10 protein-coding genes and 4 pseudogenes are annotated in these 17,235 nt (G+C 62.9%); 2 read left to right on the top strand and 12 right to left on the bottom strand.

Annotated features, from left to right (window positions below; translation table 11 throughout):
- Positions 1-73 precede the first annotated feature (73 nt).
- Entirely contained in the window at positions 74-811 is a 738-nt protein-coding gene (locus tag N0Q91_RS07765) for a TSUP family transporter (protein WP_345774970.1), read from the top strand.
- Between the two features lie 23 nt (positions 812-834).
- On the opposite strand, the pseudogene N0Q91_RS07760 reads toward N0Q91_RS07765, so the two are convergent.
- From N0Q91_RS07760 to cobU, 12 genes and pseudogenes are all read right to left on the bottom strand, one after another.
- Positions 835-2,615, bottom strand: a pseudogene (locus N0Q91_RS07760) (ABC transporter ATP-binding protein).
- A 68-nt stretch (positions 2,616-2,683) separates the two neighbouring features.
- The gene (locus tag N0Q91_RS07755; RefSeq protein WP_275597774.1) at positions 2,684-3,628 is read right to left on the bottom strand and encodes an acetamidase/formamidase family protein; all 945 of its coding nucleotides are present in this window, start codon (positions 3,626-3,628) and stop codon (positions 2,684-2,686) included.
- A pseudogene (locus N0Q91_RS07750) lies at positions 3,618-5,047 on the bottom strand (ABC transporter substrate-binding protein). The gene N0Q91_RS07755 and the pseudogene N0Q91_RS07750 overlap by 11 nt, the downstream one beginning before the upstream one ends.
- Before the next feature lie 227 nt (positions 5,048-5,274).
- A complete protein-coding gene (locus tag N0Q91_RS07745; protein WP_018095246.1) occupies positions 5,275-6,195 on the bottom strand; it encodes an ABC transporter permease in 921 nt (306 codons plus the stop codon).
- Positions 6,195-7,091, bottom strand: coding sequence for an ABC transporter permease (locus N0Q91_RS07740; protein WP_102761297.1), 897 nt, complete (start codon positions 7,089-7,091; stop codon positions 6,195-6,197). The genes N0Q91_RS07745 and N0Q91_RS07740 overlap by 1 nt, the downstream gene beginning before the upstream one ends.
- Positions 7,072-7,686: an ANTAR domain-containing response regulator gene (locus tag N0Q91_RS07735; protein WP_100673743.1), complete on the bottom strand. Its 615-nt coding sequence runs from the start codon at positions 7,684-7,686 to the stop codon at positions 7,072-7,074. The genes N0Q91_RS07740 and N0Q91_RS07735 overlap by 20 nt, the downstream gene beginning before the upstream one ends.
- On the bottom strand, positions 7,683-8,849 hold the full coding sequence (locus N0Q91_RS07730; RefSeq protein WP_275597773.1) for a transporter substrate-binding domain-containing protein: 1,167 nt from the start codon (positions 8,847-8,849) through the stop codon (positions 7,683-7,685). The genes N0Q91_RS07735 and N0Q91_RS07730 overlap by 4 nt, the downstream gene beginning before the upstream one ends.
- A 160-nt stretch (positions 8,850-9,009) precedes the next feature.
- The gene (locus N0Q91_RS07725; RefSeq protein WP_275597772.1) at positions 9,010-9,435 is read right to left on the bottom strand and encodes an EamA family transporter; all 426 of its coding nucleotides are present in this window, start codon (positions 9,433-9,435) and stop codon (positions 9,010-9,012) included.
- Complete coding sequence (cobO, locus tag N0Q91_RS07720; protein WP_275597771.1) at positions 9,435-10,079, bottom strand: cob(I)yrinic acid a,c-diamide adenosyltransferase; 645 nt, start codon at positions 10,077-10,079, stop codon at positions 9,435-9,437. The genes N0Q91_RS07725 and cobO overlap by 1 nt, the downstream gene beginning before the upstream one ends.
- A 10-nt stretch (positions 10,080-10,089) precedes the next feature.
- Positions 10,090-13,904, bottom strand: a pseudogene (gene cobN, locus N0Q91_RS07715) (cobaltochelatase subunit CobN).
- 39 nt (positions 13,905-13,943) lie between these two features.
- Positions 13,944-15,008 (bottom strand): cobalamin biosynthesis protein CobW, encoded by a 1,065-nt coding sequence (gene cobW, locus N0Q91_RS07710; RefSeq protein WP_275597770.1) that lies wholly within the window; start codon positions 15,006-15,008, stop codon positions 13,944-13,946.
- A 3-nt stretch (positions 15,009-15,011) separates the two neighbouring features.
- Positions 15,012-15,540: pseudogene (cobU, locus tag N0Q91_RS07705) on the bottom strand (bifunctional adenosylcobinamide kinase/adenosylcobinamide-phosphate guanylyltransferase).
- A gap of 763 nt (positions 15,541-16,303) precedes the next feature.
- Here cobU and N0Q91_RS07700 point away from each other — a divergent pair.
- Positions 16,304-17,212, top strand: a complete 909-nt coding sequence (locus N0Q91_RS07700) for a FecR family protein (RefSeq protein WP_275597769.1) — start codon at positions 16,304-16,306, stop codon at positions 17,210-17,212.
- The last annotated feature ends 23 nt before the right edge of the window (positions 17,213-17,235 follow it).

The following is a 17,235-nucleotide window of genomic DNA, read 5'->3' as shown; positions in this document are numbered from 1 at the left end:
CGCCGCCCTATTTGCTCGAGACTCCAGTGCACGACCTAGCCCTCCACATACTGCTCTTTCTTTTTGCGGCCGCATTCCTTGCCGGCTTCATCGATTCGATCGCCGGCGGCGGCGGGATGATCACCATCCCGGCCATGCTGATTGCGGGATTCCACCGCTCGAGACGCTGGGCACCAACAAGCTGCAGTCCCTTTTCGGCTCCGGGTCGGCGAGCATCGCCTATGCCCGGCACGGCCATGTGAACCTCAGGGAGCAGCTCCCGATGGCCCTGATGTCGGCGGCGGGCGCAGTATTGGGCGCCTTGCTGGCGACGGTCGTTCCCGCGGACGTCCTGGAGGCTGTGCTGCCGTTCCTGTTGATCGGCATCGCGCTCTACTTCGGCTTCAAGCCGAATATCGGCGACATCGACAAGCATCGGCGGCTGTCGGTGTTCCTGTTCACCATCACCTTCGTGCCCCTGATCGGCCTCTATGACGGCGTTTTCGGTCCGGGCACAGGTTCCTTCTTCATGCTCGGTTTCGTCTCCCTCGCAGGCTACGGCATCCTCAAGGCGACGGCGCACACGAAATTCCTGAATTTCGGCTCCAATATCGGCGCATTTTTCGTCTTCCTGCTTAGCGGCGTCGTGCTCTGGAAGATCGGCCTGACGATGGGCGTCGGCCAGTTCCTCGGCGCGCAGGTCGGCTCGCGTTATGCGATGGCAAAGGGCGCGAAGATCATCAAGCCTTTGCTGGTCGTCGTTTCGATCGCGCTCGCCATCCGGCTGCTCGCCGATCCGGGATATCCGCTGCGGATCTGGCTGGGGCTTTAGGCCAGTCGAAAACCGATGAGCGTTCAGCCGCTCCAGACGAGATGTCCGCCGCCCAGATCCGATGGCGGCGGGAAGGACGGCACATAGTCCAGGGCGCGCACGGGACTGGGCAGGTCTTCCGCTTTCGGCACGAAGTCCCGGCGTGCCCGACCCGGATCTGCCACGGGAACGGCAGCCATCAGTTTCTTCGTATAGGGATGCTGCGGATTCTCGAAGATCTGCCGCCGCGTGCCCGTTTCGACGAAACGGCCCATATACATGACCGCTACCCGATGGCTGATTTGCTCGACGACTGCCATGTCGTGAGAAATAAACAGGTAGGAGACGCCGGTCTCGTCCTGGATGTCCTGCAGGAGATCGAGCACCTGAGCCTGGATCGACACGTCGAGTGCCGCGACGGACTCATCTGCGACGATGAGCTTCGGTGAGAGAGACAGGGCGCGCGCTATGCAGATGCGCTGCCGCTGACCGCCCGAAAACTCATGCGGGTAGCGCTTCATCTGCTCGGGCGACAATCCGACCCGCTTGAAAAGATACTCCACCCGGTCACGCAGCTCGCTTCCGCTTGCAAGGCCGTGGATCACCAGTGGCTCGGCCACCAGATCGCCGACGCGCATTCGCGGATCCAGCGATGCGTAAGGGTCCTGAAAGATCATCTGGACGTCGCGCAGGATGGGCCGCATGGTGCTCCCCGCAAGCCATGCGTGGAGCGTCCGTCGACCCGGATGTCTCCCGTCCACGGGACAAGGTTCAAGAGCGCCTTGCCGGTCGTCGACTTGCCGCAACCGGATTCTCCGACGAGAGACAGCGTCTCACCCCTGCGCACGGAGAAAGAAATGCCTTCCACCGCGTGAAGTCGCCTGACCGGGCGCTGAAGGATGCCGCCCTTGATGTCGAAACGCACCGTCAGGTTCTCGACCAGGAGCATCGGCTGTTCGTCGCCTGGCTGAGATCCTGCCGCGACCGCCTTCCCCGCTGCGCGTTTCGGTGCCTCCGTCCCCGCCATTTCGCCGAGGCGCGGCACAGCGGAAAGGAGTTCCTTCGTGTACGCATCCTGCGGATGCGCGAAAAGATCCCTGCTGGTTGCGTGCTCGACGGTGCGGCCATGCTTCATCACCAGCACCTCGTCGGCCATCTCCGCGACCACGCCCATGTCATGGGTGATCATGATCACCGAAATCCCATGATCGGCCTGCAGCTTGCGAATAAGGGCGAGGATCTGCGCCTGAACCGTTACGTCGAGCGCCGTCGTGGGCTCGTCGGCGATCAGAATTCGCGGGTTCTGCGCGAGTGCCATCGCGATGACGATGCGCTGACGCAAGCCGCCGGAAAGCTCGTGCGGATATTGGCCGAGCCGCCGCTCCGGCTCCGGGATCTGAACCTGGTCCAGGAGTTCTACGGCCCGCACCCGCGCGGCGCGCCGGCCACTGGCGTTTCCATGCGCGGTGATCGCACCGATCAGCTGATTGCCGACCGTCATCACCGGGTTGAGCGAGGTCATCGGCTCCTGGAAGATCATCCCGATCTTGCGCCCGCGAATTTGCCGCATGCGCGCTTCCGGAAGCGCCAATATGTCCTCGCCATCGAGAGTGGCCGAGCCGCCCGCAATACGTGCCATCGGCTTCGGCAGCAGCTGCATCAGCGAAAGCGCGGTCATCGACTTTCCCGATCCGCTCTCGCCTGCAAGACAAAGCGTCCTGCCGGGAAGAAGATCGAAGGACAGACGCTCCACCACGACCTTCGGCCCGGTCGGCGTGGCCACCTGGACGGTCAGTTCCTTCACGGAAAGCAGAGAGGAAGTCATCGGGCAGAGGCCTCGGCAATGTCATCAGGAGGACGCCCTGCCCCGCCGAGGCGGAACAGGGCCGTTCGTCACGCAAAGACGATGCGCGGGAAATAGAAGGACACGACCCAGTTCGGCTGGTCGACGACCTCACTGATGCGGAGGTCGCCGCAGACCGAGCACAGCATATAGGCGTCTTCCGGCTTCATGCCGCGTGTCGCACAGAGAAGGTCGATCATGCCGGATACGGCCGCACGCGCACCTTCCATCAGATCGCTTCCAATGCCGGTCGTGACCTCATAACCCTCGGCGTCGAGATGCCGTGTGACGGGGCCCGGCGTGGTAAAGCGCGGCATCTTGAGATTGGCGTCCTTCACCAGCTCCAGCTTCACGACCACATCCATCGCGCTTTCGATGGCCGTGCCGCAGACTTCGCCATCCCCCTGCGCCGCATGCGTGTCGCCGATGGAGAACAAGGCGCCCTCCACCTCGACGGGCAGGTAAAGGGTCGTTCCCGCCGCTAGATCGCGAATGTCGAGATTGCCTCCTACCCGCCGCGGCGGAACTACGGAATGCAGCCCCGGCTCTGCCGGCGCGAGCCCGATCGTGCCGGCGAAGGGCTTCAGGGGAACCCGGCCGAGCTCGCCGAAGGCTGCGGGAGCGAGCGTAGCCGGATCATATTTCCAGAGTGTCAGCGCCGGCTCGGCGAACTGATCGGCGAGGAGCCCGAAGCCCGGAATATTGGCCGTCCAGCCAAAGCCGCTCGGCTTGAAGTGCTCGATGGTCACCTTCAGGGCGTCCCCCGGCTTGGCCCCATCGACATAGATGGGACCGGTGACCGGATTGACCTTCGTAAAATCGACCGTCGAGACATCGGCAACCGTGCTGTCGGCGGTGAAATGACCGGAGCCGGAGTCCAGGCAATTGAACTCGAGCCGCGAGCCGGGCGCCACGGTTTCCGCCGGCGGGATCGAATGATCCCAGCCGTAATGGTGATGGCGTCCGTGGATGGTGTAGTCGCAGTTACTGCACATCTTTTGCATATACCTGATCGTAATGGACGGGGATGTGGACCGGATCGACGAACAGCTTGTCGTCGCCGCCGATACGCTCGGAGCGGATGGTGAAGCGCTCCTCGTTGAAGATCGGCGCCCAGGGCGCGTCCTCCATGATCTTCAGATAGATGTCGCGCCACAGGGCCTCGCGCTCCGCGGCCTTTGCCGGGTCGACGATGGCGTCGGCTTCGGCTGCCTTCTTGTCGAGCTCTTCATTGCAGTACCAGGACCAGTTCCAGCCTCCCGGCACGGCACCGCCGCAACCCAGAATGGGACCATAGAAGTTCGAGGGATCGGGGAAATCGGCAATCCACGCCATGCCGCCCGACCAGATCATCGGCGCCTGGTTTTCCTCGCCGCCGGCCGCAATGACATTGGCCTGTGCGAGCGATTTGATGGATGCCGTGATGCCGATCGCCTTCAGGTCCTGCTGGATCGCCTGGGCGATGCGCGGCTGCGGGTCGGTGTTCATGACATAGAGTTCGGTCGAGAACCCGTCCGCGAGGCCAGCTTGCTCGAGCAGCTTCTTGGCACCGTCGGGATCGTAGGCATAACCTGCATAGTCCTTTGCGTAGCCAGGCATCGAGGGCGGCAGCGGCTGGTTGGCGGCAACCGCGCGACCGTTGATGATACGCAGGATACGATCCTTGTTGATGGCCATGTTCACAGCCTTGCGCACCTCGACCTTGTCGAAGGGAGCCATCTTGACGTTCATCGTCACATAGCCGGTGTGCAGCTGGCCACCCTGGATGATCAGGTCCTTGAAGTTCGGATCATTCGTCACTTCGACGAACTTCGCCGGCGGAATGCCGTCCCCGGGCACGTCGATTTCCCCATTCTGCAGCCGAAGCAGCGCGACGACCGGCTCCTGGCCAACCTCGAAGGTGATGCGGTCCAGCTTCGGAAGCCCTTCGTTCCAGTAGTCGGCGAAGCGCTCGAAAACGAGGCGCTGCCCAAGCGTCCACTCGGCAAGCTTGAACGCGCCGGAACCGACGGGATTCTTCCGAAGTCGGCGCCGTGTTTCTCGACCTCTTCCTTCGGCACGACATGCGCAAAGTTGAGGGCCATGACGTGGAGGAATGTGGCGTCGGGACGGGTCAGTTCGAACCTGATCGTGTGCGGATCCTGCACCGTGATGCCGGACAGCCCCTCCGCCTTGCCGGCAGAGGCATCTTCAAAGCCTTTGATCGTCGAAAAGAAGCCGGCGCCTGGGCTTTGGGTCGTCGGGTTCACCACGCGCTCGATCGAATATTTCACGTCTTCGGCCGTCAGCTCGCGGCCATTGTGAAACTTGACGCCCTGGCGCAGCTTGAACGTGAAGACTTTGCCGTCTTCAGAGATTTCGTAGGATTTGGCAAGGTCGGGACGCAGCTCGGTCGTGCCCGGGACATAATCCATCAGGCCGTCGAACAGCGACTTGATCATCGACCAGTTCTGCCAGTCGTAGCCGATCGCCGGATCGAGTGTCGAAACATCGTCCTTGTAGGTGACGGTCATTTCGCCGCCCTGCTTGATGTCGTCGGCAAGCGCAGGAGTTCCCAAGAGGGCAGCGGCACAGACGCCGGCCAGTAGCAAGTTCCTCATCTGAAGTTCCTTTCTTCGTGCTGCTGTTGGTTCTTCCCGCGTCAGCGCAGCTTGATGCGCGGGTCGATAAGCGGTGTGATGAGATCGGCGAGCAGGTTGCCGAGCACGATGGCAAACGCAGAGACGAGCGTGACGCCCATGATGATCGGGATGTCCACCCGCTGGATCGCCTGCCAGGCAAGCTGGCCGATGCCGGGCCAGCCAAAGACGCTTTCCACCACGACTATTCCGGACATGAACAAACCGATGTCGATGCCGATCATCGCGATAACGGGCAGTATCGCGTTGGGCATTGCGTGCCGGAACAGGACCTTGGCGCGGCCGGCACCGGTTGCGCGCGCCGTGCGGATGAAATCCTGGCGCATCACTTCGATCAGCGAGGAACGCATCATGCGCGAATACCAGCCGGCGCCCAGAAAGCCGAGCGTAACGGAGGGCAGGACCAGATGGGCGAAAGTGCCATAGCCGCCAATCGGGAACCAGCCGAGCTTCACGGCGAAGACATAAAGCAGCAGGATGCCGATCACGAACTGCGGCGCCGACACCCCGACGAAAGAGGCGATCATCAGCGTATCGTCGGTGCGTGAGCCGCGCCGAAGCGCCGCGACGATCCCCATCGTGAGACCGAAGATCAGTTCACAAGTGATGGCTCCGGCCATCAGCACGAGACTTGCGGGAAGCCGCGACGCGATCAGCGTCGCGACTTCGGTCTTCTGCAGGTAGGAGCGGCCGAAGTCGCCCTGCACGAGGCCGGAAACATAGCGCAGATACTGCTCGTAGAAAGGCAGGTTGAGCCCGAGCTGTTCGCGGATGTTCTCCACGGTCTGAGCCGTTGCGCTGCGGCCGGCGATCTGTCTGGCCGGATCGGCCGGTATCAGATAGAGGAGAACGAAGGTGACGAAGCTGATACCAAGCAGGATGACGACCGTCTGAAGCAGTCGCCGCGCGATATAGGCTGCCATCAATGCCTCCCCTGCTGCGTCGGATCGAGAACATCCCGCAGCGCATCGCCGACCAGGTTGAAGGCGAGCGCGAGCGCCAGGATCGCCGCACCCGGTATGAACACCAGCCACGGTGCCGACGTGAAATAGGTCTGGTTTTCGAAGATGATATTGCCCCAGGAGGGGATGGGCGGCTGCACGCCGATACCGAGGAATGAAAGGGTCGCCTCCAAAAGCACCGTCGTCGCAATCCCGAGCGTCGCCCAGACGATGATCGTGGACAGGAGATGCGGAAGAATGTGACGGAAGAGAATGCGGCCGGCGCCGGCCCCCATGGCCCGCTCGGCAGTCACGAAATCGCGCTCGGCTATCGAGCGGGTTTCGGTATAGACGACGCGGGCGATCTGCACCCAGTTCACCATGGCGATGACCATCGCAACGATCCACAGGCTGGGTGTGAAGATCGCGGCCAGAACGATGGCAAGGAGGAGCGCCGGAAAGGCCATCATCAGGTCGGTGAAGCGCATCAGCACGGTGTCCACCCAGCCGCGGAAATACCCGGCTGCAATGCCGACGAGCGAGCCGATGACGACGGCAATGCCATTGGCGACCACGCCGATGACGAGCGAGGTGCGCGCGCCATAGATCAGACGGCTCAGGAGGTCGCGCCCGACAAGGTCGGTACCGAGCCAGAATTGGCTGTTGGGCGGCAGCGGCGCGCCTTCGATGGTCAGACCCTCGAAGAACTGCTCGTGCGGGTCATAGGGCACGATCCAAGGCGCAAGCGCTGCTGCGCCCACCACCACGATGATGACCGCAAGACCGATGAGCGCAAGCGGCCTGCGAAGGAGGCGCGTCCACACGCCCGGTGTCCTATTCTCTTTGCTGCGCGCCGTTTCAGCGACCATGGTCGGCATTCTTCAATCCGTGGTTCTCGAATTCCTGGACGATCGCCGCGGCGACGTCCTCGATGCTGCAGCTGCTCGACATCGCGGTCAGGCGCAGGTGCTGGTAGGCTTCGCTGGCCCCGCAGTTCTTCCGGAGCATCAGCAGTGCCGTTGCCTCCGCAAGTTCCTGGCGCCGCGTGAGGCGATGCTTCAATGCGGCGACGTCACGATCGAGCGCACGGCGGCGGACAAAACTGTGGCTTGCGACCATCAGAGCACTGTACAGCCCGGCGCTGCCGATGGGCTTCAGAAGCTGCGCGTCGGCCCCTTGCGCGATAGTCCAGGCGATGCGGCCGGGTGCCTCGGAGCCGATCAGTGCGATCATCGGCATGGGGGCTTCCCCCTGACGCCAGGGAAATTGCTCGTCGTGGCCCATATCTGCGTCGATCAGGAGGACGTTGAACTCCTCTGCAGATCGGTCACCGGGAAAATCCGGCCAGGCCTGTTCCGCCGCAATGCCTATGCGGGCGCATTGGGCAAAGAGAGCGTCGACGTTCTGATGCGGCCGGTGCAGGATGAGCGCCCGCCAGCCATCGAAATTCGGGGTGTTATGAACAGATCTCATTTCACCACCTTCAGCTCAGGCCGCGCCTCGTTCCCTCCCATCGGGCGGACAAGCGGCGTGGATGTCAGGAACGGATCCGGCGTGATGGCTTCATACGAGCGCTTGACGATCTCGAAACTGCCATCTGCGCCCGCGCGGCCGATATGGGCCGGCAATTCCACATGGTTCGTCCATCGATCGACGCTGATGGCCCCGAGCGGTGTATCGACCGCCCGCCCGCACAGGGCGGCGCGTACACCATCCGCATCGTCGCTGCCGCTGCGCGCGATCGCCTCGGCGATCATCATCACGGCACTGAATGCCTGCACATAGAAGGCATCGACTACGGCGCCCGGATCCAGCGCCGCAAGTGTCTTCAGGAAGGAGTCGTTTTCCGGCGACTGGATCGTGCGGAAATAGCAGCTGACCGTGAAATGCCCCGCCGCGGCGTGTCCGAGCCCGGCGATCTCGCCCTCGTAGAGGTTGCAGCTGATGACCGGGCATTTATCCGGATGGAAGCGATCATCCGCTTCAGCGAGAGCGTTAAGCGCGCGCAGGAAAGCGTATGACGACGGGCCGATCAGGTTGTTCAGGATGAAATCCGGTTTCTTCTCGCGCACCTCGTCGATCAGGTGGACGATATCCGTATCTCCCATCGACACGAAACGCTCGCCCAGGACCTCGCCGCCCGAGCGATGGAGAATGTCGCGTGCGATTCGGTTGGTCTCCCAGCCCCAGATATAGTTGGAGCCGACAAGCATCGCCCTGCAGCCGAACCGCGGCGCGATATAGTCGAGAAGCGGCACCAGGTGCTGGTTGGCACAGGCGGCAACGTAGATAAGGTTTTCGGAAACCTCGAAACCTTCATAGACGCAAGGATACCAGAGCAGCGCGTCGAGCTTCTCGACCACGGGTATCACTTCCTTGCGGCTCCAGGAGGTGGTGCAGCCCACCACATGGCGCACACCGTGCTCGCGGATCAGCTGCCTGCAAAGCGGTGCATAGCGATCCGCCTCGCCTGCGGGATCGAGATGATGGGCCTCGAGCCTGAACGGAAAACGCCCGGACGCATTGACATGCTCGATCGCTGCCATTGCGCCGCCAAAGCCTTGGCCCGCCGGCTGCGCGTAGCTCCCGCTCCGAGAGAACAATACTCCTACCGGGTAGGTAACGTTGCCTTTCATTCGCCCCTCAAATGCAAAAAGGCCCCGCAGAGAAACAAAGTTTCCCTTCGAGGCCCAGATGCCGACAGATAATTTCAGCCAAGCCTAACGTTAGGATACGACTTGTCAATACGAAAGGACATGGGGGCGACGATTCCCTGTCCGGATCTTGCCGTGCTCGCTAGAATACCGCCAGCAGAAGCGCACCGGCCGCAATCAGGCCGACGCCGAGCCAGTTCATCAGATTGAGCTTCTCGCCGAGAAAGAGCACGCCGAACACAGCGACGAATATGATCGACAGCTTGTCGACCGGTGCCACGCGAGCGGCATCGCCGAGCTTGAGCGCGCGGAAATAAGCGAGCCACGAAGCCCCTGTCGCAAGACCGGACAGACCGAGGAAGAGCCAGGTTCGGTCGGAAATCTCCGTCGGGCGCTGCCATTGTCCGGTCACGGCAACGATGCTCACGACAACGACAAGAATGACGGCTGTTCGGATCAGCGTCGCGAAGTCCGAGGTGACGTCTGCGACGCCGATCTTGGCGAAAATGGCAGTCAGCGCTGCGAAGACCGCGGAGAGCAGCGCCCAGAACTGCCAGGCCTGCGTCATCAGAATTCCACGCCCTTCTGACCCTTGATGCCCGAGCGGAAGGGGTGTTTCACCAGTTCCATCTCCGTTACCAGATCGGCGATCTCGATCAGGTCTTCCTTGGCGTTGCGGCCGGTCAGGACCACATGCGTCATGTGCGGCTTTTCCTCCTTGAGAAAGCGCACGACCTCGGCGACGTCGATGTAGTCGTAGCGCAGCGCGATGTTGATCTCGTCGAGGAGCACCATGGAGTTGCGTTCGTCGCGGATGAGCTCCTTTGCCTTCTCCCACGCCTTTGCCGCCATTGCGACGTCGCGCGCGCGATCCTGCGTCTCCCAGGTGAAGCCTTCGCCGAGCGTGTAGAACTGGCAGATATCGCCGAAATGTTTCTCGATCAGATCACGCTCGCCCGTGTGCATGGCGCCCTTGATGAACTGAACGACGGCGCAGGGCATTCCGTGGGCGATGTGGCGAAAGATCATACCGAAGCCGGCCGTCGATTTGCCCTTGCCCTTGCCGGTGTGGACGATGATCAAGCCTTTTTCGTCCGTTTTGGTGGCCATGATCTTGTCGCGGGCGGTCTTCTTCTTCGCCATCTTCATGGCGTGGCGCGCTTCGTCCTTCTCGGCGATCGGTTCGCCGGTATTCGCGGTCTCGTCGTTCATGATGTCCTCCCTATTGGTTTCCGGCCATCAGGCGGTCGGTAGCCGCGCGGCCGGAAAGGCTGTTCAGTTCGAATCGCGCCGAGTTGGAGCGCGGGTTCCATAGGCCGCGGTCGATCGCCTCCAGCAGCCTCTCCGATATTTCCGAAAGCGCGGCCGGGTTCTTTTCGCGCAGGAACCGGAGGACTTTTTCGTCGGCAATATAGGCCTGATAGGCTGCCTCGAAATGATGATCGCGCACCGCCCCGGTGGTCGCAGCGAAGGCGAACATGTAATCGATCGTCGCGGCGATTTCGAAGGCTCCCTTGTAGCCGTGGCGCATCACGCCGTCGATCCACTTCGGATTGACGACGCGGGCACGCACCACGCGGCCGATCTCCTCCTCGAGCGAGCGGATGACCGGCTTTTCGGGGCGCGAATGGTCGTTGTGGTAGATGGCCGGACGCTGACCGCCGAGATGCTCAGCCGCAGCGCTCATGCCGCCCTCGAACTGGTAGTAGTCGTCGCTGTCGAGCAGATCATGCTCGCGGTTGTCCTGGTTCTGGACCACGGCTTCGATCGAGCGCAGGCGCTCCTCGAAAAGGCCCCGCTCCGCCTTTCCATCCTCGCCGGCACCGTAAGCGTAACCGCCCCAGATGAGGTAAGCCTCGGCAAGATCGCCGCGCGTTTCCCAGTTCTTCTCATCGACAAGCGCCTGCAGGCCCGCTCCGTAAGCGCCGGGTTTCGCACCGAAGACGCGATAGGAGGCACGGCGTCGAGCCTCGTTCACGTCGGCGCCCCGCTCTTCCCACCGCCGCGTTTCGGCACGCATGCGGGCGGCGATCATATTGTCGGCATCGTCCTCGTCGAGCGCGCCGACCGCGCGGACCGCCTTGTCGAAGAGTGCTATCTGCTCGGGAAAGGCGTCGCGGAAGAAGCCGGATATACGCAGGGTGACGTCGACACGGGGACGGCCGAGAACGGCAAGCGGAACGATTTCGTAGCCGGTCACGCGGCGCGAGGCCATGTCCCAGACGGGCTTTGCGCCGATCAGTGCCAATGCCTGGGCGATGTCGTCGCCGCCGGTACGCATGTTGGAGGTGCCCCAGGCCGTCAATCCGAAAGAGGACGGCCATTCGCCGTGGTCCTGCAGGTAGCGGCGGATAAGCAGCTCCGCCGATTTCCTGCCGAGCTCATAGGCCGCCGGAGTCGGCACGGAGCGGCTGTCCACCGAATAGAAGTTGCGCCCCGTCGGCAGCACGTCCGGACGGCCGCGCGTCGGCGCACCCGAGGGACCGGGGCGACAAACCGGCCGTCGAGGCCGGTCAGCAGACCCTTAATTTCCGCCTCGCCGGAGCTCTGGATCGAAGGCTTCAGCCGCGTCTCGACCACGTCAAGTACGGCGCGGCTGTTGGTCCATCCCACCGGGCAGACGATTTCGCCTGAAACGAGCTTCGCTGCAAGCAGTTCGATGCGCTCGACGGTGTCGCCGGCGGTGCGCCATGGCGCGTCCGACAGGGCGACGAGAAGATCGGGCTTCGGGCCGGCCCAAGGATCGGACATGACGCAATCGAGCGGGTCGAAGGGTTGCGGTAAAGCCACGTGCAATCTCAAGTCCGCCGCAATTGCCCGCTGCAGGCTCTGATCTCCGCCCTCACCCAGACCCCGCGGCACACGGGCGAGCGCGACCGTAAGATCGGTCAATAGCCTTCCCTCCGGCGCCAGGCCGAAGATATGCAACCCGTCGCGGATCTGCATTTCCTTAAGGTCGCAGAGATAGGCATCGAGTTTTTCGAGCGCCTGGTTCTCGCTGTCGCCCTTCTCGATGCCGGCGTCGTGGTCGAGGCCGATGTCGCGGACGAGATCGAGGATCTGCCGGCTGAGCAGCCTGAGCCGCCGGGGATCGCCGCCCGCAGCCTCGTAGTATTCGTCGACCAGCGCCTCCAGGTCCTTCAGCGGTCCGTAGGACTCCGCCCGCGTCAAAGGTGGCGTCAGATGATCGATGATGACGGCGCTCGTTCGCCGCTTGGCCTGCGTGCCCTCGCCGGGATCGTTGACGATGAAGGGATAAAGATGCGGCATCGGGCCGAATATTGCCTCGGGGTAGCACTCTTCGGAAAGCGCCAGCGCCTTTCCGGGGAGCCATTCGAGGTTGCCGTGCTTGCCCATATGGACGATCGCATGGGCGCCGAATACCTCGCGCAGATAGGCATAGAAAGCGAGATAGCCGTGCGGCGGCACGAGGTCCGGATCGTGATAGGTTTCCTTCGGATCGATATTGTAGCCGCGCGCCGGCTGGATGCCCACGAGCACATCGCCGAAGCGCGCGAGCGGCAGAGCGAATACGCCGTCGATGTAGAAGGGGTCGGCCTGCGGCGCGCCCCAGCGCGCGGTCACTTCCTGCTGAATCTTTTTCGGAAGCGCTTCGAAGAAACCCTTGTAGTGATTCAAGGAAATCGTTTCGCGGATTTCACGGTCGCCGCTCGCCGCATTGGTCGGCCCGGCCATCAGAAAGCGGATCAGCGCGTCGCCGTCATCAGGAACATTGCCGACAGCATAGCCTTCTGCCGTCATCGCTTTCAGCACTTCGATCGTGCCGGCAGGCGTATCGAGACCCACGCCGTTTCCGAGGCGCCCGTCGCGGTTCGGATAGTTTGCCATAACGATGGCAACCCGGCGGCCCCGGGGCGGTGTCCGGCGCAGCTTCGTCCAATTGGCGGCGAGGCGCGCCGCGAAACGCGCGCGATCGGCAAGCGGCTCGTGTCCGACGATATTGGCCTCCACCAGCGGGTCGTAAACCGAGGCAGCCTTGAAGGAAACGGCACGGGAGAGAACCCTCCCGTCCACCTCCGGCAACGCGACATTCATGCCGAGATCGCGGGCCATCAGCCCTTGAGCCGAAGCTTCCCAGGCCTCCCGCGACGAGCCGGAAAAGATGACCTGCAGCACCAGCGCGCCGCCTGATTCGAGCACGGTCGGCTGGCGGTCGGCGCCGGGTGCGGAAACGGCAAAGCCCGTGGCGTTCATCACGACATCCGGCACTGCTTCGGCGAAGATCGCTTCGACCGTGCCGATCGAGACCGGATCCTTGAGGCTGGAGACGAAAACGGGGAGCGCCCGCACAGCCTCGGCCGCCAGAGCCTCGATCAGCGCCTCCACCGGCTTCGTCTCTCCGCTCTGGACGAGCGCGCGGTAGAAGCAGATGGCGACGGTGGGTTCGTGTCCCGCACTGTCCACCTGACCGGGGGTTGCAGCCCGACGCGATTCGGACAGGCGCACCCATTCCTCAACGCCGATCACGCCCCTGCCAGGCCACCATATCCCCGCCTTGAGCAACGGCCGCGCCGGCTGCGGCTTGTCGCCGCCATCGATCAATGCCTGCGCGTAATCGAGGAACAGGCCGGCATTCTCCGCGCCGCCTTCGGTGCAATACGCCCAAAGGCGCTGCCGATCTTCCACCGATACGGTGGAAAACGGGTCGAGGCCCGGGTCCGGCTTGTCGTCGCCCGGCAACACGGCGATCTGGAACTTATTCGCAATCGCCGCGGCGTAGAGCGCCTCGAGGACGTAATGGAAGTAGCTCGCACCACCGAGCGGCCGTACGACGATCAGTTTCGCATGCCTCGCCGTGCGTTCGACGTAAGTGTCGACCGACATGGGGTGCATGAGATTCATCAGGCTGGCGATCCGCAGGCTTCTTGCGCCCGCGCGCTGACGATGGGCAGCCGCGATCGAGGCAAGCTCCGTATCGGCCGCCGACAGGAACAATATGTCGCCCGGGCTCTGTCCCAGGTCGATCGCCTCATTACCGTCGGCGATCGTTCCTTTCTGAGCTAGGAGGAGATGCATGGATGCTCCCTGGACTCCTCGTTCAAAGTCGAAGCCATTTCACGCGAGCGCCGAAATCGCTGCACGCACGGCGGGCTCGTCCATGTCATGCAGCCCGATGACGACGAGACGCGTGCCGCGTGTTTCGCCGGAAGCCCATGTGCGGTCGAAATACTGGTCGATGCGGCTGCCGACCGCCTGGACCAAGAGGCGCATCGGCTTGCCCGGAACGTCGACGAAGCCCTTGAGGCGCAGCACGTCGTGCTCTGAGATGACGCCTTTGAGCTTCTCGATGAAAGCAGCAGGGTCGGCTACGGCGCCAAGCTCTACGACGAAGCTGTCGAACTCGTCATGATCATGCTCCTCGCCTGCCTCATGCTCCATCTCGTGGTGAGACTTGCGGTTGACGATATCGCCCTCCGTACCCACTCCGAGCCCGAGCAGGATGGCGGCGGCTACCTCGCCGTTCCTCGCCTCGATCATCGTCGGCTTGCGGCTGATGCGGGAGGACACCTCTTCGCGCACGGACTGCAGCCCCGCGGCGTCGATAAGGTCCGTCTTGTTGAGAACGATAAGGTCCGCGGCGGTGAGCTGATCCTCGAAAAGTTCTTCGAGCGGGCTCTCGTGGTCGAGATTATCGTCGCCGACGCGCAGCGCGTCTACCTTGTCGTGATCATCGGCAAAGCGGCCCGCGGCGACCGCCGCACTATCGACGACGGTAACGACGCCGTCGACCGTTACCTCGCTGCGGATGTCCGGCCAGTTGAATGCGGCGACGAGCGGCTGCGGCAGCGCCAGTCCGGAGGTTTCGATGACGATATGATCCGGCCGGTTCTCCCTCTCGAGCAGCTTCGTCATGGTCGGGATGAAGTCGTCGGCAACGGTGCAGCAGATGCAGCCATTGGTCAGTTCGATGATGTCCTCTTCCGAACAGGCTTCCGCTCCGCAGCCCTTCAGCACATCGCCGTCGACCCCGAGATCACCGAATTCGTTGATGATCAGCGCGATACGCTTGCCGTCGGCATTCTGCAGCAGGTTGCGGATCATCGTCGTCTTGCCGGCACCGAGAAAGCCGGTGATGACGGTAGCCGGTATTTTGCCCTGCGGCGCCCTTGCGAGTGTCATGAATCAACCCTTCATTTTCAGCGGCAGTCCGGCCGCGACAAAGTAAACTTCTGCGGATTTCTCCGCCACGATCTGGTGGAGCCGGCCGGCGTGATCGCGAAAGTCGCGCGCCATCCGGTTTTCCGGGACGATCCCGAGACCGACCTCATTAGAGACGAAAACGAGTTCGCGAGCGCGCCGCGGGCAGAAAGGCGGCGAGCGCGGCGAATTCGGCGGCCATGTCGCGCTCCTCCATCATCAGATTGGTCACCCACAGGGTCAGGCAGTCTATGAGGACAGCCCGGGCGGGCTCATCGATGCGGCGAAGCAGCCCCACGAGATCGAGCGGTTCCTCGTGCGTGGTCCAACCCTTCCCCTGCCGAGTAGCCTGGTGAAGGGCGATGCGTTCCCGCATCTCCTCGTCGAAGGCCCGGCCGGTCGCAAGATAGTGCATCGGAGACCCGGTGGCCTCGACGAGTTTTTCCGCGAAGGTGGATTTTCCCGAACGCGCGCCGCCAAGCACGAGGATCGGGCCGAGATTGGAAATGTCCATACCGCCTGCCCTAGAGAAGGCTATAGCGGCAACGGCGCGCGCCGAGAACGCGTTCGATCGAAAACCTGTGAGCCACGACAACCTCCGTGCTGGCATCGGGGAGCATCTCCCCTCGGGCGGAATGCCCTGACGGATGGCAGGTCTCCTGGCTCACGGCGTCACGATCCTCATGGCCGCACGTTCGACGAACCGGCTCGGCCCGAAAAACGATGCGGCAAAAGACCGAACGGGCTCGCCTCGCCTTCCCGGCGTTTGCGGCATCGCGAAAGGCGGACGATTCGTAGAAGAAGAGGCGTCCTGCCTGGCTCATCGCAATGCCACGCCAGTGGCTTTTCCGACATGCCGCCAAACTTCACGAGACTGCCCCATGCAGCGCGTTGAAATCCGGCGAAATGCCCGATGGCGAACCCTGACCGTTCTACAGTCGCGGGGTCGGCTGCGATAAGGGCGCCCGGCGTGGGTCCGCCCCGTCGCATTCCCATTTACTCCCTCGCCCCACCTCGGCACGAGGGAACCATCCATACTGCGTTAATTATGAAGCGGCGGCGGCAAAGTCAATCGACGGCCTGCGACACCGGGACCGCCGATTACGGCAGAAATGCGCTTTCGCGCCGGCTACCCCGAACGGGTAAGCAGACACTTCCGGCCCGGCCATGATAAGAATGAATGCTTGGGGTCCGGCGACATTGTGTCGATCCGGTTATCATTCACGCTCATGATCCCCGGACCACGTCGGCCGCAGGAGATCATCGTGGAGGGTGCGATGTTTCACTTGCGTCGTGCCGCAATCGCTGCTTTGGCCGCAGCGTTTTACGGTTCCATGCCGACGATTGCCGCCGAACCGGTTGGAGAAGCGGTCCGGATCAGGACGGTCGTCACCGGCAGCGGCGGGCCGCTCGTGGAGCGGGACGCTGTTCACCGGGACGAGCGCATAAGCACGTCCAGATCTGGGCTCGGCCAGTTCGTGTTCCGCGACGGCAGTAAATTGGCGGTGGGGGCAGGCTCTTCCGTCGTCATCGACAAGTTCGTCTTCAACGATTCGAAATCGGTGCAGCAACTCACCGTCGCCGCCGCCAAAGGCACGTTCCGTTGGATCAGCGGAAATTCGAAGCACTCGGCCTATCAGATCTTGACGCCTGCCGGAACGATCGGCGTACGCGGAACCGTGTTCGACTTCTACATCGGCAACGACGGAACGACGGCGATCGTTCTCCTGGAGGGCGCGGCCCGGTTCTGCGGCCCGGCCGGATGCCAGCAGCTCACCCGACGCTGCGATTGCGTGATCGCAAAGCGCGACGGCACCATGACGGACACGCACAAGGCCGGTCGCCGCACACTGGCGACACTCGGAAACCGGAAGGCCTTGCCCTTTCTTTCGGGCGACCAAAGACTTTCTGCCTCCTTCGGCAGCATGAGCGGCAGTTGCGGTATTTCAGCCGCGATCGAGATCAAACCGACCACGCCGGAACGGGCGCGGCCGCCCGAAAAAGCAAGCCCGCAAAAGGCGCCCCGCCCGGGCAAGACGCCCAGCAACGAGCCGGGCAAGCGTGGCCTCGACAAGGGGAAGAAGGGGCAGGACACGGGCAAGAAGGGGCAGGACACAGGCAAGAAGGGCCAAGATACCGGCAAGAACGGGCAAGTGGATACAGGCACGAAGAAGGGCCGCGGTTAGAGCACCAGGAAAAGTGTGTAACT

Origin of the sequence: Sinorhizobium prairiense (assembly GCF_029201645.2) — a bacterium.
Classification (GTDB): domain Bacteria; phylum Pseudomonadota; class Alphaproteobacteria; order Rhizobiales; family Rhizobiaceae; genus Sinorhizobium; species Sinorhizobium meliloti_A.
This window is presented reverse-complemented; position numbering and strand designations above follow the sequence as displayed.

Bases quoted from the DNA above. Each gene is read 5' to 3' on its own strand.
- N0Q91_RS07755 (WP_275597774.1), bottom strand. From the start codon at position 3,628: ATGTGCAGTAACTGCGACTACACCATCCACGGACGCCATCACCATTAC.
- N0Q91_RS07745 (WP_018095246.1), bottom strand. From the start codon at position 6,195: ATGGCAGCCTATATCGCGCGGCGACTGCTTCAGACGGTCGTCATCCTG.
- N0Q91_RS07740 (WP_102761297.1), bottom strand. From the start codon at position 7,091: ATGCCGACCATGGTCGCTGAAACGGCGCGCAGCAAAGAGAATAGGACA.
- N0Q91_RS07735 (WP_100673743.1), bottom strand. From the start codon at position 7,686: ATGAGATCTGTTCATAACACCCCGAATTTCGATGGCTGGCGGGCGCTC.
- N0Q91_RS07730 (WP_275597773.1), bottom strand. From the start codon at position 8,849: ATGAAAGGCAACGTTACCTACCCGGTAGGAGTATTGTTCTCTCGGAGC.
- N0Q91_RS07725 (WP_275597772.1), bottom strand. From the start codon at position 9,435: ATGACGCAGGCCTGGCAGTTCTGGGCGCTGCTCTCCGCGGTCTTCGCA.
- cobO (WP_275597771.1), bottom strand. From the start codon at position 10,079: ATGAACGACGAGACCGCGAATACCGGCGAACCGATCGCCGAGAAGGAC.
- cobW (WP_275597770.1), bottom strand. From the start codon at position 15,008: ATGACACTCGCAAGGGCGCCGCAGGGCAAAATACCGGCTACCGTCATC.
- N0Q91_RS07700 (WP_275597769.1), top strand. From the start codon at position 16,304: ATGTTTCACTTGCGTCGTGCCGCAATCGCTGCTTTGGCCGCAGCGTTT.